Raw genomic sequence first — 20,576 nt, 5'->3', positions numbered from 1 at the left:
GTCATGGTCTTCGGAATTCTCAGCGCAGCCATCCAGGTCGGCTTCGCCGCCCTGCTCGGCTTCCTCGCCGGTGGCTCGATCGGGCTGCTGATCGGCGCCGTCGTGGGCCTGGTGGTCGGCACGGTCTTCGGCTGGTCGGTGGCCTCCGCCGGGGTGTACGGCTCGGACGCCCGCGGCATCTTCCTCTTCGTCGTCGACCACACCTGGAGTCTGCTCAACACTGTCGTCGGCGCCATCTACCTGACCGTGCACCTGATCTTCGGGCACTCACTGGACCGGCCCACGTCACTGAACAGCGGTCGGGTCAGCGTGGTGGAGGGGGTCTCGCCCCGTTACGCCACCACCATCGGCACCGTCTGCGCCGGCTCCAGCTCCGGCATCCAGCGGCACGAGGACGTGCACATCTTCCAGGGTCGCCTGCTTGGGCCGCTCTACATCCCCCTCGTCCTGGCCAACTACGTCCTGTTCACCATCGCGCCGGTGTGGCTGCTCTACCACGACCACACCAACGCGCCGATCAACCGCTTCACCCGATACTTCGAGATCGGCGTCTACCCGCACGTGTGGAACGAGGCCATCGCGTACCGGATCCAGGGGACGCCGCCGCGATGACCACCCACGGGCGCGGACCGATCGAGACCGCCACCGCCGAGTTGGTCGCCTGGGTGACCAGCGCGGCGGGGCAACCGGTCCCGGTCGGTCCGCCCCGCGCGTGCGACGACGCCGACGGACTCACCCTCTGGCCGATGGACCTGCGCCCTGCCCGGCAGACCCGCTCCAGCGGCGCGGTCCGCGAACCGTACCGGTTCACTGTCCGCCACCTGCTCTGCGTCACCGGTCCGGCCGGGTTGCCCCGGCTGGACCGGGTGCTCACCGCCGCGACCAGCGACGGCAACTACCCGGTCGTGCTGGAGGCCGGCGACCCACCACTGTGGACGGCGTTCGGTACGGCGCCCCGCCCGGCGCTGCTGATCGACGTGGCGGCACAGGTGGACCACCCGACTCCGGCCGCGCCGCCGGTGCTGCAACCGCTGCGGTTGCGGCAACTCGACGTGCGCAGCCTCGGTGGGCGGGTGATCGGCCCCCAGGAGCAGCCACTGGCCGCGATGCGGGTCGAGCTGCCCGCCACCGGGGCCGCCACCCACACCGACACCGAGGGCCGGTTCCTGATCGTCGGCGTTCCGCATGACCCCGAGCACCCGAGCCCGGTCCGGCTGCGGCTGACCGGACGCGGGCTCGTCCTCACCGCCGACGTCGACCCGACCGAGGACGACATCGTCATCGTCTGCGCGCCACCGACCCACTGACACCCACAGGCACAGGAGGACCGATGCCCAGTTACTTCTCCCCCGGCATCTACGTCGAGGAGGTCCCCAGCGGCGCCCGACCGATTGGGCCGGCGAGCACCAGCATCGCCGCCTTCGTCGGCGTCGCCCCGGACCGCTCCGCCCACCTGGGCAAGGCGGTGCCGGTCAACAACTGGACGGAGTTCCTGCGGCTCTTCGCCGGTGGGGAGCGGGTGGAGAGCACCCCGCTGGCTCGCGCGGTCTTCGGCTTCCTGGACAACGGGGGCGCGCGCTGCTGGGTGGTCAACGTCGGCGAGGGTGGCGCGATCACCGGCTCCGGGCAGCGGCGCGGTGGTCTGCAACTGCTGGAGGCCGTCGACGAGATCTCCATCATCGCCGCGCCCGGTTTCCACGACGTGGTGTCCCACGAGGCGCTGCTCAGCATGGCCGAGCGCACCCGCACCATGGTCGCGATCTGCGACCCGGCACCGGACATCGACGACATCTCCGCGTTGACCCGGGTGGCCACCCCGTCCTCCGGAAAACCGCCCAAGCCCGCCGAGGGTACGGGAGGCGGCGCGGCCGGCGGTCCCGGCGGCAGCGCGGCCCAGCCGGGCGGCTCCGGCGGCCACGAGGGGGCCGCCTACCGGCCGCGACAGTCCGAGTTCGGCGCGTTCTACTACCCCTGGCTACGGGTACGCGACCCGATCAGCGGCGAACTGGAACTCACCCCGCCGAGCGGGCACCTGGCCGGCATCTGGGCCCGCACCGACGCCCTGCGCGGAGTGCACAAGGCACCGGCCAACGAACCGGTGCGCGGCGCCGTCGACCTGGGCTACCTGGTCACCCGACCGGAACACGACGTGCTCAATCCCAAGGGCGTCAACGTGATCCGCTACTTCGCCGGTGAGGGCATCCGCGTCTGGGGCGCCCGTACGCTCGCCGCCGAAGCCAGCGAGTGGCGCTACCTCAACGTCCGACGCCTCAGCATCGCCATCGAGCAGGCCATCGCCAACGGCACCCGGTGGATGGTGTTCGAGCCCAACGACTTCACCCTCTGGCGTTCGATCCGACGCGACATCGGGGCGTTCCTCACCCGGGTGTGGCGCGACGGCGCGCTGCTGGGGCGCAGCCCGGAGGAGGCGTTCTTCGTCAAGTGCGACGAGGAGACCAACCCGCCGGACGTCCGCGACGCGGGCATGGTGATCGCCCACATCGGCATCGCGGTCGTCAAGCCCGCCGAATTCGTGGTGTTCAAGCTGAGCCAGTGGGCCGGCGGCACCGAGACCGAGACGATCGGAGGCTGACATGCCCACCACCGCCACCCCGCAACCCGGGGCCCCGGTCGACCCGTACCGGGCCTACAACTTCCGACTGCTCATCAACGGCGTCACCAACGGCCACTTCACCGAGATGACCGGGTTGGAGGTGAACATCCCCGGGCAGCCGTACCGGGAGCACGGCCTGGGTCGGATGCGGATGGTGCCCGGTCAGGCCGAGTACGAGCCGGTGACGCTGCACTTCGGCCTCACCGCCTCCCGAGAGTTGTGGGACTGGGTGAACGCCACCGCCCAGGGCACCCTCAACCGGCGCAACGTCTCGGTGGTGCTGCTCGACTCGGTCGGGACGGCCGAGGTGCTGCGCTGGAACCTGATCGACGCCTGGCCCACCCGGTGGCGCGGGGCACACCTCAACACCCTCAGCCACGAGATCGCCATCGCCTCGCTGACCCTGCGCTACGAGGGCCTGGAGCTGGAGACCGGCGGTGCCACCGCGCCGACGCCCGCGTAGCTGGCTGGCCGGCCGGTTGCGCTCGGCGGCCGGGGCGGTGCAGCGCCTCGCCGGGCGGGTCGAGCCCGCAGGGCAGCTTCCACCGTCGACGCAGACGCCCGTGGTGGCCCCACGCCGCTTCGGGGAGCCTCCGCGGCACTGGCTGGACCTGGTCGCCGCCCACGCGCCCGGCCTGCTGCATGACCTGGAGCTCGACCCGTCCCCGACCGGCATCGCCGAGGTCGGGGCCCACAGCGACGGGCAGGGCGGATCCACCGGTCGGGTCGACGCCGACGGTGCGGACCCGGCCGCGAACGCCAGGCCCGGCAGGTCCGGCAGGTCCAGCAGGTCCGACGGGTCCGGCAGGTCCAGCAGATCCGGCAGGCTCGGCAACGAGGGGGACGCGGGTGGTTCCGGTGCGAGCGGGACGCCTTCGTCCGGCTCGGACCTGACAACCCCGCCGGCCGGATCCACCTGGCCGCACGCGTCGCGCCCGCCAGCCGGATCCACCTGGTCGGTGAGACCGAGCGCGGAGGTGCCTCCGGAACGGCGGACGACCCGGCTCGACACCACGAACCCGGACACCACGAACCCCGACACCACAGCCCTCGACCCCACGGCCGCCGACGCGAGCGAGCTGCCCCGGTCGGATGGACCCCGACAGCCGATCCCCTCCATGGTCTTCGGGCAGCACAGTTCGCCGAGCGTCCGCCCGCACCGGGCGGAGGCCGAAGTCACCCGAACCACCTCACACCCGCCCCTGGAAGCTCTGTGGTCCGGCGAGGTCGACCACTGGCGTTCCGCCGACTCGTCTCCCGTACGACCCACCGCCGACCGGCTCTCCGGTGGTCGCGACGGGTTCCGGGGCGACGGGGACGGTCAGCCCTCGCCCAGGGAGGACCCGAGCGGTCACCTGCGTGGCGATGCACCCAGCGCGGCCCGGTCGCCGGGAGTGGACGCGGTGGTCGCGCACCGCCCCGTGAGCAGGTCGAACCGGGACGGGATCGACCCGGCCTGGACCGGCTACACGGCGACGAGCGCCGGGAACCCGTCGACCTCTGCACACGGCGACCTGGATCGCCTCGCTGACGGTGGACCCTGGCTGGCCCTGCCCGGCGAACCGGCGCGACCCCGGCCACCGGCCCCGCCGCGCGACGCCGGTACGGGAACGGCCAGCGGCGGACGAGCGCCCGGCATTGACGGGCCGCCGCCCAGCGCGGTGGCGCGGAGCGTCGACCCGTGGCCGGCTCTGCCCGACGACACCGCGCTGTGGTCTGTCGCCGGCACGGCGGTGGACACCGCCCAGCTGACCCGACTGGACCGGGAACAGGCGGCTGACTGATGGAACGCGTCGCCTTCCTCATCGACTCCTCAGGCGTTCGGGTGGACTGCCTGCTCAACCCGGAGACCGTGCAGGTGACCCGGCTCGCCGGCGTACGCCAACGGGGTGCCGGCGGCGGGCAGCTCACCGGGGCCGGTCTGGCCGACGACCCGCTGGTCTTCACCGGCGGTGGCCGTACCGAGCTGGTGCTGGACCTGCTCTTCGACGTCGACTTCGTGGAGGCGCAACTGCGTCCGGCCGACGTCCGGGTGCTCACCCGTCCGCTGTGGATGCTGGCGGAGAACTCCACGGCCGAGCATGGTTGGCTGCGACCGCCGTTGGTCCGGTTGGTCTGGGGCAAGACCTGGAACGTGCCGGGTGTGATCATCGCGGTGGCGGAACGGTTCGACGCGTTCACCGGCACCGGGTCGCCACGCCGGTCCTGGCTGCGGCTGAAGCTGGTCCGCGCCGCCGAGACGGCCGATCAGGCCGAGGCCGGCTTCGCCGAGGAGTTGGCCGCCGCGAGCACCCCGACCGCCACGCCGGGCAGCGCGGTGATCGCCGCCGGTGACGGCGCGGCCGAGCCGGGTCGCTCCGGTGTGCGTTTCGACCTGCTGGCCAACGACGCGCTGGGCTCGCCGCTGCGCTGGCGGCTGCTGGCCGACCACAACCGGATCACCGATCCGTTGGCCGTGCCGGCCGGCACCACCCTCGCCGTCCCACCACCCGGCGCGCCGAGCGGTGGATCGGTGGTGGGTGCGGTGACCGGCGCCGCGCGGGCGCTGGCCGGCGCGGCGGGTGCCGGCGCGTCGTTCGTCGGGGCCTCGATCGCCACCGCGCCCGCCGCCTGGGGCCCGTCGGGCCCCACTGCCACCAGCACCAGCCCGGGGGGTACGCCATGACCAGCGTCGCGCCCCGGGCGTTGATCGTCCTGCTGGACGGCGCCGAGCTGGTCGGCGCGGCTCGTCAGCGGGTCCGCTCAGTGCGGGTCGCGGCCCGGCTCGACCAGCCCACCCAGGCCGAGCTGGTGCTCGCCACCACCGCCGGGACCGGCGCGTTCGACCCGGCGGTACGCCCCGGCACGGCGCTCGACGTACGGCTCGCCGACCACGCGGACGCCCTGTTCACCGGTGAGGTCACCTGCGTCGAGGTGGAGTACGCCGCCGACGGGGCGGCGGTGCTGCGGCTGCGGGCGTACGACGCGCTGCACCGGCTGCGTAAGCGGCAGGGGTTGCGGGTCTTCACCTCGGTGACCGCCGTCGAGCTGGCCCGGGAGCTGTGCGGCGCGGTGGGGCTGACGGTCGACGCCGAGGTCGACGGCCCTCGGTTGGAGCGGCTGCTTCAGCACCGGCACAGTGATCTGGAGCTGCTGCGCGAGGTGACCGGCCGGGCCGGGCTGCACCTGGCCGCCGACGGGGACACGGTCCGGCTGGTCACCCTCGCCGGCTACGGGGAGCCGGTCGCGTTGGCGCTCGGCGCGGGGGTGCACACGGTGCGCCTGTCCATGAACACCGACCAGGCCAGCGGTGCCAGCGCGGCCCTGGGCTGGCATCCGCAGCGGGCCGAGGTGATCAGCCAGCAGGTCGACGCGGCCCGCTGCGGGCGGCCCGCCGACGACCGCCCGGATCCGGCGGACGTGGGTGCCGACGGCGTTCGCACCGCCGTGAACCAGCCCGGCCGCAGCGACGACGAGTTGGCGGCGCTGGCCCAGGCCCGGCTGGACACCCGGGCGGCGGCGCTGGCCACGGCCGAGGGGGTGGCCGAGGGCGATCCGGCGTTACGGCCGGGCCGTCGCGTCGACCTCGGCGGGGTGCCCGACCCGGTCGCCGGGACGTACGTGCTGACCGAGGTGGTGCACACGGTGGACGGCAACGGGCACCTGACCCGTTTCTCCACGGTGCCGCCGGCCACCCCGACAACCCCGACCGGCGGCGCGGTGGTCACCCTCGGCAGCGTCACCGACGTCGCCGACCCGGACCGGCTGGGACGGGTCCGGTTGACCCTGCCGGCGTACGGGGACCTCGACGCCGGCTGGCTCGCCGTGCTCTGCCCCGGCGCCGGGCCGGGCAAGGGTCTGGTGGCGCTGCCCGATCCGGGCGACACCGTGCTGGTGGTGCTGCCGGGCGGCGAGCCGGCCTCGGGCATCGTGCTCGGTTCGCTGTTCGGCGCCGTCGAGCCGTACGACGCGGGCATCGACGACGGAAAGGCCCGCCGCTGGACGATGCGCACCGCCGGCGGGCAGTCGATCGTCGTCGACGACGTGCGGCGCAGCCTGCGGCTGGGCACCCAGGGAGGCAGCTTCCTGGAGCTGACCCCCGACCTGGCCACCCTGCACGCGGCGTCCGACCTGGTGATCTCCGCACCCGGCCGGGCCATGGTGGTGCGCGCCCGCAGCGTGGACTTCCTGCACGCCGAATCGACCGAGGACCCGACCACCGCGGCGGAGCAGGCCCGTTCGCTCGCCCGCGCCCACCATGAAGGAGGCGGCTGATGCGCTGGATCCACAGTGACTCCGTGATCACCTGCGATCACGACGGCCGGGTCGAGAACCGACCCTCGCGGCACTGGGTGACCGTCACCGGTGTGCCCGTGCTCGTCGACGACGACCCGGAGGGACGCAAGATAGTCGCCTGCCCGAACTACGGCCCGACCATCAAGCCGTGCACGACGACGCTGACCGTCCGGGTCGGCTACAGCGACTGGGTCCGCGTCGACGGGCACCGGGTGGTGCTGTCGCACCTGGAGGGGTTCACCAACGGCACACCGCCAGGGTTGGTCAAGCACACGGTGCGCGACCCCCGCCAGCAGTTCCTGGGGGCGGACCGATGAGGGCCTTCCGCTTCGTCGGCGCCGGCTTCGACGCCGGTCGCGCCGGCGGGTTGGCGCTCACCGCGGCCGGCGGCCTGGCGATGACCGAGGGCGACGAGAGCGTCCGGCAGGCGCTGTTCCTGCTCCTGTCGACCACGCCGGGCGAGCGGCTGATGCGACCCGGGTACGGCTCCCGGCTGCACCGGTTGATCTTCGCGCCCAACGACGACACCACTGCTGGTCTGGCCATCCACTACGTCCGGCAGGCCATCGCCCGCTGGGAGCCCCGCGTCGAGGTGATCGACGTGGACGCCGGGCCGGACCCGGACGACGCGTGGCGGTTGGTGATCCGGTTGGACTACCGGGTGCGGGCCAGCCTGACACCCGGGCAACTGGTCTTCTCAGTGGATCTACTCCCGGTCGACGAGCCCGCCCAGGGAGGAGCGTCATGACGCTGCCCGTGCCGCACCTGGACGATCGCGGCTTCCTCGACCTGGTCACCGAGGCCCGGGAACGGATCCGGCAGTCCTGCCCAGCGTGGACCGACCTGTCGGCGCACGACCCCGGCATGGCGCTGGTGGAGACGTTCGCGCACCTCACCGAGGTGATGATCTACCGGTTGAACCAGTTGCCGGAGAAGGCGTACGTCTCGTTCCTGAACCTGCTCGGGGTCACCCGGCACGCGCCGACGGCGGCCTGGGCGGACGTCCGGTTCACCCGTACCGGCACCGACCGCGGCGCGGTCCGGATCCCGGCCGGGCTGCGGGTCGCCGCGGCCCGGGGCGCGGACCCCCGGCCGGTCGTTTTCGTCACCACCGAGCCGACGTCGCTGCCCGCCGACGAGACGTCGGTGACGGTACGGATGCACCACTGCGAACCGGTCGAGGCGGAGCTGCTCGGGGTGGGCACCGGCCAGCCGGGGCAGGTGCTGCGCGCGGCGCACGCGCCTCTGACACACACCGCCGAGGCGCTGGACCTGCTGCTCGGGGTGGAGGTGCCGGCCGGCACCGTCGAGCTCGGCGCGGCGGCCCGCGAGCACGACGGTCGCACGTTCGAGATCTGGCAGCCGGTGGACAGCTTCGCCGGGCTCGGCCCGCAGGCCAAGGCGTACCTGGTCGACCGCTGCTCCGGCACTGTCATCTTCGCCCCGGCCCTCGACCTGCGACCCCCCGCCGGGGCGACCCCGCCCGGCGAGGTCACCGCCGACGCGACCGCACCGACGAGCACCGTGCCGCCGGTGACCGTCGCGGCGGTGCCGCCGGCCGGACGGCAGATCCGGCTCTGGTACCGCGCCGGTGGCGGGCCCACCGGCAACGTGGCGGCGGGCACGCTAACCAGCCTGCGTGACCCACTACCGGGGGTACGCGTGGACAACCCCGCCCCGGCGGCCGGCGGTCGGGACATGGAGGCGCTCGAGTCGGTGCTGCTGCGCGGCCCGTACGAGTTCTTCGCCCAGCAGCGGGCGGTCACCGCCCGCGACTTCGAGGTCCTCGCGACCAGCTCCGGCGCGGTGGCGCGGGCGCGGGCGTTCACCCGCGCGGCGGTGTACAGCTTCGCCCGGCCGGGGGAGGTCGAGGTGGTGCTGGTGCCGTACGTGCCCGAGGCGGCCCGACCGGGCGGTCGGCTACCGGTTGCGGTGCTGCGCGAGCACGAGGTGCCCGAGGCACGGCACCGGGTCGAGGCGGACCTGGAGGAACGCCGGATGCTCGGCATCCGCTCCCGGGCCACCTGGGCGCGGTTCAAGGCGGTGTCCGTGCGGGCCCGGGTGGTGGTCCGCCGCGAGGAGGACGTGGACGCGGTCCGTCGCCGCATCCACGACCGGCTGCACCAGACGTTGAGTCCGCTGCCCACCGCGCTCAACCCGACCGGCTGGCCGTTCGGCGAGCCGCTGCGGGCGTCCAACGTGTACCGGCTGCTGGAGCACGCCGAGCCGGGGGTGCGCTACGTCGAGTCGGTGCGGTTCGTGGTCGACGAGGCCCCCGACGCCGGCGTCCGCGCCCTCGCCGTGGACCAGTACCAGCCGCGCACCTGGTACGCCGGGCGCGGCCCGGTGCTGTTCCGCTCCAGCAACGGCGGCGCGGGTTGGGAACCTGCCGGTCGCTTCGACGACGAGACGGTGCTGCGGGTGGCGCCCGCGCCCGCGCCGGTACGGCCGGGCATCGTCGCGCGTCCCGGCTCGGTGGCAGTGGTGACGCTGCGCGCCTCGGGCGGCTCGCGGGTGCACCTGAGCACCGACCTGGGCGAGACGTGGTCGCTGCTCACCGACCTGGACTCGCGGATCTCCGACGTGGCCTGGCTGGACCGCGACGGCGCGGGCGCGCTGCTGGCCGCCACCGACACCGGCCTGTACGAGGTGTCGCTGCTGCCCGGGGCGGTGCCGTTGCAGATCCTGGTCGACCCGTCCGACGCCGACCGGGGCTTCTACGCGGTCCGCACGTTCGTCTCCGAGCGGGGCGCGCCGGGGGTGGCGGTGGCCGCGCAAGCCAGCTTCGGGGTGTACCTGTCGACCAGCGGCGGCCGACCCGGCAGCTTCACCCACGTCGGTCTGGCCAACGTGGACAACCGGGTCCTCGCCGTGCAGTACGACGGCCCGGCCACCCTGCTGTGGAGCGGCGCCGGCGAGCCGGATCCGAAGAAACCCGGCCAGGGCTGTCATCGCACCCGGCTGTTCGAGTCCGACGTGAAGTGGCAGTCGATGCAGGCGGGGTGGAGCGGCGGCACCTGCCGGGACCTCGCGTTCGCCGGACAGCAGGCGGTGGCGGCCACGCAGAGCGGCGGGGTGCTGCGGCTGGACACCCTGGCCGCCCAGCCGCAGTGGCAGGCGGTGTCAGTCAACTGCGGGTTGCCGTTGCGGGACCGTACCCGGTTCGTGCCGGTCGACGCCATCGCGGTGAGCGGCCCGACGGCCGGGAGCGCCGCGCCCGGCGGCACCGGCGCGACGGAGCGGCTGATCCTGGCCAGCGGCGAACGCGGCGTGCACCGCAGCGCCGACGCCGTCACCTGGACGCCCAGCGCCAACCAGGCCACCGCCGACGTGGTGACAGTCCCCGATACCTGGCTGCTCTGCTCCGGCGAGCACGACATCGAGGTGGTGCGCCAGGATGCGACGCTCGGCGATTGAACGGCTGCTGCCCGCCGCCTATCAGCGGGCCTGCGTGCCCGGCAGCGTGCTCTGGGCGCTGCTGGACGTGATGGAGGGGCTGCACGCCCCGGACGAGGCGATCCTCGCCGAGGTGGACGCGCTGTTCGACCCGTACCGGGCGCCGGACGGGCTGGTCGTGCGGTTGACCCGCTGGGTGGCGATGGACCACGTGGTGGCCTCGCCCCGACCGGACACCCCGCTGCCGCTGCCGGTGGGTCGGCTGCGCGACCTGGTGGCCAACGCCGCCCTGCTGGCCCGATGGCGCGGCACCCCGTACGGGATGTGCCGGGCCCTGGAGCTGGCCACCGGGATGTCGGGCTTCGGCATCGACGAGCCCGCCGACCAGCCGTTCCACGTCGTGGTGCGGGTGCCGGTCGCCGCCGCCGGTCAGCTCGCCGTGATCACCCGCATCGTCGAGGCGGAGAAACCCGCCTCGGCCACTGTCGAGATCGTCCTGGAAGAGGAGTCGTCATGACCACCGAGTGGGCGGTCGTCGCCGCCGCCGAGCAGTTCACAGTCGACCCGCGCAACAGCGGCGAGCTGACGTTCACCGTCTCCAACCCGGGCAACGCGCCGGACACGGTGGTGTTCGACGTGGCGCCCGGTGACGGCTCGCAGCGGGCGTGGTTCACCGTCACCGAACCCCAACGGGTGGTACCCGGCCAGGGCTCGGTGTCGTTCCTGGTCAAGCTCGCCGTGCCGGCCGGCACCCCGCCTCGGCGCTACGACATGACCGGGTTCGCGTACTCGGCGAACACCGCGCCGGAGGAGAGTTCCCGCTCCAGCGGCCGGGTCACGTACGAGGTGCGGGCGGTCGCGCCGCCACGGCGTACCCCGTGGTTGTGGATCGCCGCCGCGGCGGCGTTGGTGCTGGTGGTGGTCGCCGTGGGGGTGGTGTTGCTGACCCGCGACGGCGAGCCGGCCCCCGGCGAGCCGCGGGTGGTCACCGTCGAGGCGGAGAGCCTGGTGCCAGGGGCGGTGGTGGACTCCCCGGCGAAGAACGGGGCGAAGGTGGAGGCGCAACCCAACTGCTGCGGAGTGACCTGGTCCGGCGACAGGCAGCTGTTCTTCCAAGGGCTTGCCATCGGCGACAAGGTCACCGTGACGGTGCAGATCCCGGCCGACGGCACCTGGCGTTTCGCAGCGGTACGCACCACCTCCCTCGACTACGCCAACACCGTCTTCGCCATCGACGGCAACCAGGTTGGCGGCACGTTCCTCGGTTTCACGCCGACAGTGCGCAAGACGGAGTTCCTGGACGTCGGCACGGTCCAGCTCGCCAAGGGCCCCCACCAGGTCACGCTTCTGGTGGTTGGTAAGACGCAGGGCACCAACCGCTACTTCGCGGGCGTCGACGAGATCCGGTTCACCGAGATCGTGGCGAAGGCCGTGGCGCGATGAGTGGTCGGCAGAAGGCGCTGCTGGGGCTGTTCGCCGTCCTGCTGGTGGCGCTGTTCGTGGTCGCGGTCAGCACGGGTCGCAACCAGCCGGGTGATCCGGAGGCCCGGCACGGGTTGGTCGAGCGGTTGGGCGCCCTGGGCGGCGAGCGTTCCGCCGTGGATCCGGCGACGGTCAGCGCCGACTGCGCCGACGACGCAGGCCGGCTGACGTTCTCCGGCAGCTGCGTGGTGCGCATCGCGGACCCCGGCGGGCTGCACACCCTGATGCTGCGCAGCGCGGCGCGGTTCACAGTTGTCGCCCGGGCGCCCGGCGACGCCGACCTCACCATCCGCGACGAGGTCGAGCCGGCGGCGGACGGCACCGGCGCGGTGGCGAAGATCGCCGTCGACCAGGCCACCGAGGTGGGCCTGGTCTGCCCCGGCCTGGGCGGCTGCACTGTCGTCGTGGCCACGTCCTGACCCGACCCGGGCTGAGAGGAAGGTGCCGCCGTGGGTGACCTGCGCAAGCCGTTCCTGCTGCTGGCCATGCTCGCCATCGTCCTGGCGATCGGGGTGGAGCTCGGTGCCGGGCTGCTGCTCGGCGGCGCCGACGCCGACGCGGCCCTCGCCGACAGCGCCGGGGCGCTGGACGTGGAGATCGACGACGTGTCAGGGGTCAGCGAACCGTCCGGCCGGGGCACCGGCTACCTGGCGCTGATCGACGCCGTGGCGGTCTGGAGCACCGGGCTGTTCTGCCTGGGCCTGCTGCTGCCCGAGCGCGTCCAGGGTCGGGTGCAGGGCGTCGCCAGCCTGATCTTCTCGATCATCCTGATCATCGTCGGGCTGGTCGCGCTGGTCGTCGCGTTCGTGGAGCTGTCCATCATGGTGTCGCTGTTCCTGGCCGTCCCGTTCGGCACGCTGGCGTACCTGGCGCTGTGGGGGTTCTTCCCGGTCGGCGAGGCGGCGGTGCTGCTCGGGCTGGTGCTGCTGCTCAAGCTGGTGTGGGCCGGGATGCTGGTGCTGGCCCAGCCGCGCTTCCTGCAGAACAAGGGTCTCGTCCTGCTGATCCTCACCACACTGCTGTGCACCGTCGTGCTGGAGTTCCTGCACAACCTGGTGCCGGTGATCCTGGTCAGCATCGTCGACGACGTGGCGGCGTTGATCTTCGCGATCATCGCGATCGTCTGGGGGCTGGTGCTGTTGATCGGCTCGATCCCGGCGATCGTCAAAGCCGTCCGAGTAACCGCAGCCCTACCGACCCGCACCAGCTCCTCACCCCGTTGATCATGAAGTTGTTGCCACTCCGCCCGGCGTGTCGTGGCAATAACTTCATGGTCAACGAGGGGTGTTCGGGCTCGGAGCCCCGCTCAGAGTGGTCTTGGCACCGTCGTGACCAGGGCGTCGACACCGTTCCGGTCGAGGGTTCCGTCGGCCACCCACACCTGGTATCGGCCGTGCCTGCTCCCACCAGCCGGCACCACCGCCGGGCGGTCGAACGCGAACGCCACACAGACCCCCGGATACATGCTCGTCCGCACGAACCACCGGTCGCCGCGGCCGAGGCCCGCGAAGACCAGTGTGTACGCCCCGCCACCCGACCCGGCGCCGGTCAGCGCGAGCCACGGCGCCGCGCTGCCGTTGACAGTCTCCTCCCCGGCCGCGTCGGCGGTGAACACCGCCGAATCGCCGTCGGCGGCGGCCCGCCAGAAGAACCCGCCATAGCCGGCCCCGCCCGGGCGGCCGTTGGTGGCCGGGCTGCCCAACCGGATCTCCCGGTGCTCCGGGGCAACGAGGACGGACTCCAGGTCGAGCCGCCAGGCGTCCGGCGCGACCACCGACGCGGCGAGCCACCTCCGCTCGGTCAGCAGCACCCCGCCGGCCCTGTCGCGCCACTCGACATCGTGCGCGTACCGGCCCGCGGACCGTTCGACCTCACCGGTGTGCGCGATGACGCCGTGGTCGTCGCGCCACGTGTAGCCCACGTCGCGGACGTAGGTGCGCCCGCCCCAGAGGTTGCTGCCGTCGACGTCCTGCACCGCGAGGGACGCCCCGAGGTGCCACACGTGGTCGGCGGGGAGCGCATCGGTGACCACCGTTCCGCCGAGCGTGCGTACCGGGTGCAGGTACGGTCGGGGCCCGTGTCGCGCGTCCAGCGCCGGGTCGAGGATGTACTCGGCCACCTCAGTGGTCCCGACCGTCAACCGAACCGGCTCCCCGCTCACGGCAGCTCCCGACGGCCGGCGACGGCGACCGACACCCGCCGGCGGGCGTTGGGGTCGGCTGGTCTCTGCCGGCCGCCGACGACGGCGACCGACACCGGCCGGCGGACGGTGACGGCGTGCAGGGCGGCCACCGTGTAGCCGGCGAGGATCGGCACCGCGACCGGGGTGACCAGGACGGTGAGCAGCCCGGCCAGCGCGACGACACCGGTGAGCGCCGCCCAGCGGGTGGGCACGTCGAGGCAGGCGCGGGCGGCGGAGCGGGCCGAGGCCCACCACCGCCCGCCCCCGTTGCCGCCCACCTCGACGACGACCAACCCGCCGTACCCGGCCAGGCCGGCCGCGATCAGCGCCGTCACGAGCAGCGCAGCCGGGCCGCCCGGCACCCGGCCGGTGGCCAGCGCCGCCAGGTCGGCGGCGAGCAGCACGGCGCTGGCGAGCGCGAGCAGGCTCACCGGGACACCGGGCAGCACCGCGCGGCCGAACCGGCGCAGTGTCGTGCGCGCCGACGGCCAACTGCCGGTACGCGTCCAGTCGTGCACCGCCGCGCTGGCCGTGCCCGCCGCCGCGGCGGCGGTGAGCAGGGGAACCGCCGCGAGGGTCAGCAGGATGCCCAGCAACGCCAGGTCGGCGGCGTCGCGGGCGACGTCGCGCCAGTCCCGCCGCCCGCCGGTGTCCACGGGTTCAGCCCTTGATGCCACTGGTGTTGATCCCCTCGACGAGCATCCGCTGGAACGCGACGAAGAACAGGAAGACCGGCAGCAGCGACAGCACCGACATGGCGAACATCGGGCCGACCGCGCTCTGGCTGGTCGAGTCGATGAACAGGGTCAGCGCGACCGGAACGGTGTAGTCCTCCAGTTGGGACAGGAAGACCAGCTGGCGGAAGAAGTCGTTCCAGGTCCAGATGAACGAGAAGATCGCCGTGGTGACCAGCGCCGGGCGGCTCAGCGGCAGGATGATGTGCCGGAAGATGCCGAACGGGCCGGCGCCGTCGATGCGGGCCGCCTCGTCCAGCTCCCGGGGGACGCCCCGCATGAACTGCACCATGAGGAAGACGAAGAACGCCTCGGTGGCCAGGAACTGCGGGATGAGCAGCGGCAGGTACGGCCAGTCGCCGCCGACCAGCCCGAGCGTGCGGAACAGGATGTACTGCGGAACGATCAGCACGTGCTGCGGCAGCAGCAGCGTGCCGATCATGACGGCGAACCACATGCCGCGTAGCCGAAACCGCAGCCGCGCGAAGGCGTACGCGGCCAGCAGGCAGGAGAGCCCGTTGCCGATGACGGTGAGCAGGCTGACCATGGCGCTGTTGAGGAAGAACCGACCGAAGCTGACGTCGAAGTTGGACCACCCGGCGGTGTAGTTGCCCGGGGTGAAACGCTCGGGCAGCAGCCCGACGTTGTTGACGATCTCCTCCTGGGACTTCAGCGAGGTGCCCACCATCCAGATCAGCGGGTAGAGCACCACGGCGACGATCGCCACCAGGATCAGCAGTCGCAGCACGGGCCGTCCGCCGGGTCGTCGGCGCGCGGTCGGCGCTGCGGTCGTCGGGGTCACCGTCACCATCACCGGTCCTCCCCGTCGGAGTAGTGCACCCAGAACCGTCCGGTGCTGAAGAAGATCGCGGTGATGACCGCGATGGCGAGCAGGAACACCCAGGCCATCGCCGAGGCGTAGCCCATGTTGAGGTCGGTGAAGCCGGTGATGTAGAGGTTCAGCGTGTACATCAGGGTGGAGTCGACAGGGCCGCCGGTGCCGTTGCTGAGCACGAACGCGGCGGTGAAGCCCTGGAAGCCGTTGATGGTCTCCAGCACCAGGTTGAAGAAGATGACCGGGGAGAGCATCGGCAGTGTGACGTTGCGGAACTGACGGAACCGGCCGGCCCCGTCGACCGACGCGGCCTCGTACAGCTCGGTGGGCACCTGCTTGAGCCCGGCCAAAAAGATCACCATCGGTGCGCCGAACTGCCAGATGGCCAGCACCATCAGTGTTTCGAGGGCCCAGTCGGGGTCGTTGACCCACGGCTTGCCGGTGATGCCGACGAGGCTCAGCAACGAGTTGAACGCCCCGTCGCGGTTGAACATGTTGACCCAGACGATGGCCAGCGCGACGCTGCCGCCGAGCAGGGACGGCAGGTAGAACAGCCCGCGGAACAGCCCGACGCCGCGCCAGGCGCGGTTGAGCAGCAGCGCCACGCCGAGCGCCGCGGCCAGCTTCAGCGGTACGGCGATCAGCGCGAAGGTCAGTGTGACCCGCACCGCGTGCCAGTACGACGGGTCGGCGGTGAACATGCGTTCGTAGTTGGCCAGCCCCACCCACTCCACCTCGGAGAAGGGGGTGAGGATGTCGTAGTTGGTGAAGCTCAGGTAGAGCGAGAGCACCATGGGGATTGCCGTGACACCCATCAGGCCGATGAGCCACGGCGACAGGAAGACGTACCCCGCCAGACCTTCGCTGTGCCGGAAGCGTCCGGGCCCACGCCTCTCAGCGTGGGCCCGGTCGGATCCGGGGCCGCGTCGGGTCGGGTCGGGTGCCGTGGTCAACGCCACGAACAGCTCCTCTCCTCGCCTCGCGGCGCGGTCAGGCGATGGCGGACTTGCACGCCTCGATGAACTGGGCGGCGGCCTCGGCGGGGGTGGCCCGGCCGTACTGCGCGTTCTCGGCGGCCTTGATCAGCTCGGACTTCACCTTGCTGTGGCCCTTGATCGGCACCTGCGGTGACTTGCCGAACTTCTGGGTCAGCTCCGCCTCGACGGCGATGGACTGCTTCATGGCCGGGTCGGTGGTGTCGTCGCTGACCACGCGGCGCAGGTCGAGGTTGGACGGCAGACCGCGGTCGGTGCCGAGCAGTTTGACCGCCTCCTGGTCGTTGTTCAGGAAGTTGATCACGTCGACCGCGACGTCCTTGTTCTTGCTGCCCTTGAACACCGACCAGTACATCGAGGCTCGGGCCCACTGCGCGCTCGGATCACCGGGGTAGGCGATCACGCCCAGCTCGTCCTTGGTGTTCTTCTTCAGGTCCGGCATCTGGTTGGCCCAGACCCAGGAGGTCGCCGACTTGCCGGTGACCACCAGTTGCTTGGTGACGTCGCTGGAGTTGCCCTCGTGGATGACGTCGGCGCTCGGGGTGGCCTTGCGGTCCCGGGCGCCCTTCCACAGGTCGAACCACTTGGTCACGTCCTCGGCGGTGAAGCCCAGCTCCTTGCCCTTGTAGAGGTCCTTGCCCTGCTGGCGCAGCCAGACCCAGAACGCCTTGTAGTCGGCGCTCGGGTCCTGCGTGCCGGGCACCTTGGTCTTGGCGGTGACCTGCTCGGCCCAGGCGATGTGCTGCTCCCAGGTCATCCCGGTGGTCGGCTCGGGCAGGTTGTTAGTGGTCAACAGCGTCTTGTTGTAGACCAGGCCCTGGGTGTTCTCCCCGGCGGCCAGACCGGCGAGCTTGCCGTCGACCACGCCGTACTGCCAGAGGCTCTCCGGGAACTTGGACGTGTCCAGTTTTCCGGACTCCTGGTACGAGGTCAGGTCGAGCGTGGTGTTGCGGGCCGCGTACTCGGCGAGGTAGTTGTCGTCGATCTGGAACAGGTCCGGCGGGTTGCCGCCGGCGGTGAGGGTGGCCAGCTTGTCGAAGTAGCCCTGGTTGGCCTGCCAGGTCTTTTCGAAGGTCACGTTCGGGTGCTTCTTGGTGTAGAGGGCCAGGGCGTCCTCGGTCAGCTTGGCCCGGGCGTCGCCACCCCACCAGAAGATGGAGAGCTTGACCGGGGCGTTCGGGTCGGCGGCGCCTCCGTCGTCGTCTCCGCAGGCGGCGGCGCCGAACATCAGCGGTGCGGCGACAGTCACGGCGAGCAGGCCACGCAGCAGGCGCCGCCGAGGCAGCGGGGTACGGTGGGCGCGCCCGACGGGCGCGGCAGTGGTGGGGGGCGTTGCGGGGTGCATGTGCGCTCACTCCTCGGCATTAGGAGGCGACGGCGTCACCGGTGGCCGCAGTCGGGGTGCCCGGGTCCGCAGGGCAATGCGGGCCCGGGCCACGTGGTGCGGCCAGGGGACGTGCCGGTCGGGCGTACGGGCCCGGGCCGGTCGAGTCGCGGATGACCAGGTCGGTCTGGAGCATTACCTGTGCGGTGGTACGACGGACGCCGAGCGCCGTGCCGGCACCGGACCCCCGCGCACCGCGCGGTGACTCGATGTCCTGTTGCAGCAGCATGTCGACGGCCGTCCGGCCGGCGGCCCCGGTGGGTGTGGCCACCGTCGTCAGTTTGGGGCGGGTCAGCCGGCTCAGGGTGATGTCGTCGACCCCGACGACGCTCACCTCCTGCGGCACCCGGACCCCGAGCGCGTCCAGCCCCTCGATCAGGCCGATCGCCATCAGGTCGTTGTAGGCGAGCACTGCCGACACCCCACTGCGTCGCACCTGCTCGGCGACGGCGGAACCGCCGACCTCGGTGGGCGCGTTGGGGCCGAGCATGGTCAGCTCCGCGCCGCCGGCTCGGGCGGCCGCGCCGGCGGCACGGCGCATCTCCCGGTTGGTCCACGAGCTGCGCGGGCCACCGAGCAGCGCGATGCTGCGGTGCCCCAGGCCCACCAGGTGCTCGATCGCCGAGCGGGCACCCTGCCCGACGTCCATCAGCACGCAGGGCAGGCCGGTCACCTGGCGGTTGACCACGACCAGTGGCACCTCGCGGCTGAGCTGCTCGATCAGGCTGTTGCTCATCCGAGGGCTGCACAGCAGCACCCCGTCCACCTGCTTGGCCAGCGCGTGGACCAGTTCTTCCTCGGCGGTCGGGTCCTCGTTGGTGTCGGCCACGAAGACGTGATAGTCGCGGTGTCGGGCCTGACTCTCCGCCGCCTTGATCAGCGGCGGGAAGAACGGGTTCGCGATGTCCGCGATGATCAGCCCGATGTTGTGCGTCCGCCCGGTGATCAGTGCCCGGGCGGCGCGGTTGGGCCGATAGCCCAGATCTTCCGCGCAGGCCAGCACCCGGACCCGGGTCTCAGGGTTGACCAGGTGTGGAGCGGAGAAGGTGCGGGACACGGTGGAGATGTGCACACCGGACGCGCGGGCGACGTCCCGGATGGTGACTGGCACGGCGGCCCCTTCGTCCGATGTGGTGGCGGTCACGCAGGTGTGGCCCATTAATGCAAACGGTTGCGCCAGTGTCAACGGTCAATGATTACGGCTTCGTTGCACCCACACTCCTCTTGGTCACCTGCCGCCCCTCAAACACTGACAAATGACGCCGATCCCGCCGTCGTCGTTGACGCGAACGGATCGATCGTGATTACTTCATTGCAAACCTTTGCAGGATCACGGGAGGCGACCGCATGTCACCGAGAGCCGCCGGGCGAGTCCGGTACGCCGTCGTGGGCACCGGCGCGCGGGCAGAGATGTTCGTCCGGGCGCTGGTGCTCGACCACGCCGACACCACCGAGCTGGTCGCCTTCGCCGACGTCAACCAGGCCCGGATGGACGCGCACAACCGCTGGCTGGCCGAGCTGGGCCACCGCCCGGTGCCCACGTACCCGGCCGGTGACTTCGCGGCCATGCTGGACAAGGAGCGCGTCGACGTCGTCCTGGTCACCAGCGTGGACGTCACCCACGACGAGTACGTGGTGGCCGCGCTGCGCGCCGGTCGTGAGGTCGTCACCGAGAAGCCGATGACAGTGGACGTGGCCCGCTGCCGGCGGATCCTGGACACGGTCACCGAGACCGGTGGGCGGGTCACTGTCGCCTTCAACTACCGCTACAACCCGCTGCACGAACAGGTTCGCCGGCTGCTCGCCGAGGGCGCGGTCGGCGAGATCGGCTCGGTGCACTTCGAGTGGCTGCTCGACGTCCGCCACGGCGCCGACTACTTCCGCCGCTGGCACCGCGACAAGGCCACCTCCGGGGGGCTGATGGTGCACAAGGCCAGCCACCACTTCGACCTGGTCAACTGGTGGCTGGCCGCCACGCCCGTCGAGGTGTACGCGGCCGGCCGACTCTTCTTCTACGGCGAGGACGGTCGCCGGCACGGCTACGCCCGCGACTACGACCGGGCGCACGGCTCCCCCGCCGCCACCGACGACCCGTTCGCCCTGCGCCTGGACGCGCACCCCCGGCTGCGCGAGTTGTACCTCGACGCCGAGGCCGAGGACGGCTACCAGCGCGACCGCAACGTCTTCGCGCCCGGTGTGAGCATCGAGGACGACATGGCGGTGCTGGCCCGCTACTCCACCGGCGCCACGATGACCTACCACCTCACCGCGTACGCGCCCTGGGAGGGCTACCGGGTGATGGTCAACGGCAGCCGGGGCCGACTGGAGCTGGACGTGGCCGAGAACGACTACGTCGACAGGGGCACCGCCGGCGCGGTCAAGGGCGCCGCCCTGCACGGCGCCGAGGCGCCGGCCGAGGGCGGTGGTGCGACGCTTACCCTGCGCCCGTTCTGGGCCCCGCCCCGGCAGATCCCGGTGGAGGGTCGCAGTCGGCACGGGCATGGCGGCGCCGACGCCCGGATGACCGGGGTGCTCCTCGGCGGTCAACCCGACCCGTTGGGCCGCGCCGCGACCGCCGACGACGGCGCGTTGGCACTGCTCACCGGTCTGGCCGCCAACCGGTCCTTCGAGACCGGCCAACCCGTCCGCGTCGCCGATCTGCTCACCCCCCGCTGACAC

Annotated in this window: 21 protein-coding genes; 15 read left to right on the top strand and 6 right to left on the bottom strand. The window is 72.2% G+C overall.

What is annotated here, in order from left to right:
- Positions 1–3: 3 nt before the first annotated feature.
- The 14 genes from OG992_RS04040 to OG992_RS03975 are packed head-to-tail and all read left to right on the top strand — an operon-like array spanning position 4 to position 12,990.
- On the top strand, positions 4–612 hold the full coding sequence (locus OG992_RS04040) for a glycine zipper family protein (RefSeq protein ID WP_266302394.1): 609 nt from the start codon (positions 4–6) through the stop codon (positions 610–612).
- Positions 609–1,307, top strand: coding sequence for a carboxypeptidase regulatory-like domain-containing protein (locus OG992_RS04035; protein ID WP_238686150.1), 699 nt, complete (start codon positions 609–611; stop codon positions 1,305–1,307). The genes OG992_RS04040 and OG992_RS04035 overlap by 4 nt, the downstream gene beginning before the upstream one ends.
- A 23-nt stretch (positions 1,308–1,330) precedes the next feature.
- Positions 1,331–2,593 carry a phage tail sheath subtilisin-like domain-containing protein gene (locus OG992_RS04030; RefSeq protein WP_238686149.1) on the top strand — a complete coding sequence of 421 codons (1,263 nt, stop codon included), beginning with the start codon at positions 1,331–1,333 and terminating at the stop codon, positions 2,591–2,593.
- 1 nt (position 2,594) lies between these two features.
- Positions 2,595–3,077: a phage tail protein gene (locus OG992_RS04025; RefSeq protein WP_030327509.1), complete on the top strand. Its 483-nt coding sequence runs from the start codon at positions 2,595–2,597 to the stop codon at positions 3,075–3,077.
- A complete protein-coding gene (locus OG992_RS04020; RefSeq protein WP_266302393.1) occupies positions 3,052–4,398 on the top strand; it encodes a hypothetical protein in 1,347 nt (448 codons plus the stop codon). Before OG992_RS04025 ends, OG992_RS04020 begins: the two co-directional genes overlap by 26 nt.
- Positions 4,398–5,279 (top strand): hypothetical protein, encoded by an 882-nt coding sequence (locus OG992_RS04015; RefSeq protein ID WP_266302392.1) that lies wholly within the window; start codon positions 4,398–4,400, stop codon positions 5,277–5,279. The genes OG992_RS04020 and OG992_RS04015 overlap by 1 nt, the downstream gene beginning before the upstream one ends.
- Complete coding sequence (locus OG992_RS04010) at positions 5,276–6,868, top strand: contractile injection system protein, VgrG/Pvc8 family (RefSeq protein ID WP_266302391.1); 1,593 nt, start codon at positions 5,276–5,278, stop codon at positions 6,866–6,868. The genes OG992_RS04015 and OG992_RS04010 overlap by 4 nt, the downstream gene beginning before the upstream one ends.
- Entirely contained in the window at positions 6,868–7,206 is a 339-nt protein-coding gene (locus tag OG992_RS04005) for a hypothetical protein (protein WP_238686145.1), read from the top strand. The genes OG992_RS04010 and OG992_RS04005 overlap by 1 nt, the downstream gene beginning before the upstream one ends.
- Positions 7,203–7,637: a GPW/gp25 family protein gene (locus tag OG992_RS04000; protein ID WP_238686144.1), complete on the top strand. Its 435-nt coding sequence runs from the start codon at positions 7,203–7,205 to the stop codon at positions 7,635–7,637. Before OG992_RS04005 ends, OG992_RS04000 begins: the two co-directional genes overlap by 4 nt.
- On the top strand, positions 7,634–10,306 hold the full coding sequence (locus tag OG992_RS03995) for a putative baseplate assembly protein (protein ID WP_266302390.1): 2,673 nt from the start codon (positions 7,634–7,636) through the stop codon (positions 10,304–10,306). The genes OG992_RS04000 and OG992_RS03995 overlap by 4 nt, the downstream gene beginning before the upstream one ends.
- A complete protein-coding gene (locus tag OG992_RS03990) occupies positions 10,287–10,802 on the top strand; it encodes a phage tail protein (protein ID WP_238686142.1) in 516 nt (171 codons plus the stop codon). The genes OG992_RS03995 and OG992_RS03990 overlap by 20 nt, the downstream gene beginning before the upstream one ends.
- Entirely contained in the window at positions 10,799–11,728 is a 930-nt protein-coding gene (locus OG992_RS03985) for a hypothetical protein (protein ID WP_238686141.1), read from the top strand. The genes OG992_RS03990 and OG992_RS03985 overlap by 4 nt, the downstream gene beginning before the upstream one ends.
- Positions 11,725–12,186: a hypothetical protein gene (locus tag OG992_RS03980; RefSeq protein WP_238686140.1), complete on the top strand. Its 462-nt coding sequence runs from the start codon at positions 11,725–11,727 to the stop codon at positions 12,184–12,186. Before OG992_RS03985 ends, OG992_RS03980 begins: the two co-directional genes overlap by 4 nt.
- 30 nt (positions 12,187–12,216) lie before the next feature.
- The gene (locus tag OG992_RS03975) at positions 12,217–12,990 is read left to right on the top strand and encodes a hypothetical protein (protein WP_266302389.1); all 774 of its coding nucleotides are present in this window, start codon (positions 12,217–12,219) and stop codon (positions 12,988–12,990) included.
- Positions 12,991–13,073: 83 nt separating this feature from the next.
- On the opposite strand, the gene OG992_RS03970 is transcribed toward OG992_RS03975, so the two are convergent.
- From OG992_RS03970 to OG992_RS03945, 6 genes are read right to left on the bottom strand one after another with little or no spacing between them, the layout of a single operon-like run.
- Positions 13,074–13,928, bottom strand: a complete 855-nt coding sequence (locus tag OG992_RS03970; RefSeq protein ID WP_266302388.1) for a PmoA family protein — start codon at positions 13,926–13,928, stop codon at positions 13,074–13,076.
- Positions 13,925–14,605, bottom strand: coding sequence for a hypothetical protein (locus OG992_RS03965; protein ID WP_266302387.1), 681 nt, complete (start codon positions 14,603–14,605; stop codon positions 13,925–13,927). The genes OG992_RS03970 and OG992_RS03965 overlap by 4 nt, the downstream gene beginning before the upstream one ends.
- Positions 14,606–14,609: 4 nt before the next feature.
- Positions 14,610–15,494: a carbohydrate ABC transporter permease gene (locus OG992_RS03960; protein ID WP_238686137.1), complete on the bottom strand. Its 885-nt coding sequence runs from the start codon at positions 15,492–15,494 to the stop codon at positions 14,610–14,612.
- Positions 15,494–16,477 carry a carbohydrate ABC transporter permease gene (locus OG992_RS03955; protein ID WP_238686136.1) on the bottom strand — a complete coding sequence of 328 codons (984 nt, stop codon included), beginning with the start codon at positions 16,475–16,477 and terminating at the stop codon, positions 15,494–15,496. Before OG992_RS03955 ends, OG992_RS03960 begins: the two co-directional genes overlap by 1 nt.
- A gap of 31 nt (positions 16,478–16,508) precedes the next feature.
- Positions 16,509–17,858, bottom strand: a complete 1,350-nt coding sequence (locus OG992_RS03950) for an ABC transporter substrate-binding protein (protein WP_238686135.1) — start codon at positions 17,856–17,858, stop codon at positions 16,509–16,511.
- Between the two features lie 19 nt (positions 17,859–17,877).
- Complete coding sequence (locus OG992_RS03945; RefSeq protein WP_238686134.1) at positions 17,878–19,008, bottom strand: LacI family DNA-binding transcriptional regulator; 1,131 nt, start codon at positions 19,006–19,008, stop codon at positions 17,878–17,880.
- A gap of 236 nt (positions 19,009–19,244) precedes the next feature.
- Between OG992_RS03945 and OG992_RS03940 the strand changes: the two genes are divergently transcribed.
- Positions 19,245–20,573, top strand: a complete 1,329-nt coding sequence (locus tag OG992_RS03940) for a Gfo/Idh/MocA family protein (RefSeq protein WP_266302386.1) — start codon at positions 19,245–19,247, stop codon at positions 20,571–20,573.
- The last annotated feature ends 3 nt before the right edge of the window (positions 20,574–20,576 follow it).

It is taken from the genome of Micromonospora sp. NBC_00362 (assembly GCF_026342155.1).
GTDB classification, from domain to species: domain Bacteria; phylum Actinomycetota; class Actinomycetes; order Mycobacteriales; family Micromonosporaceae; genus Micromonospora; species Micromonospora hortensis.
The sequence above is the reverse complement of the archived record's forward strand: the minus strand, read 5'-3'. Positions and strand labels throughout refer to the sequence as shown.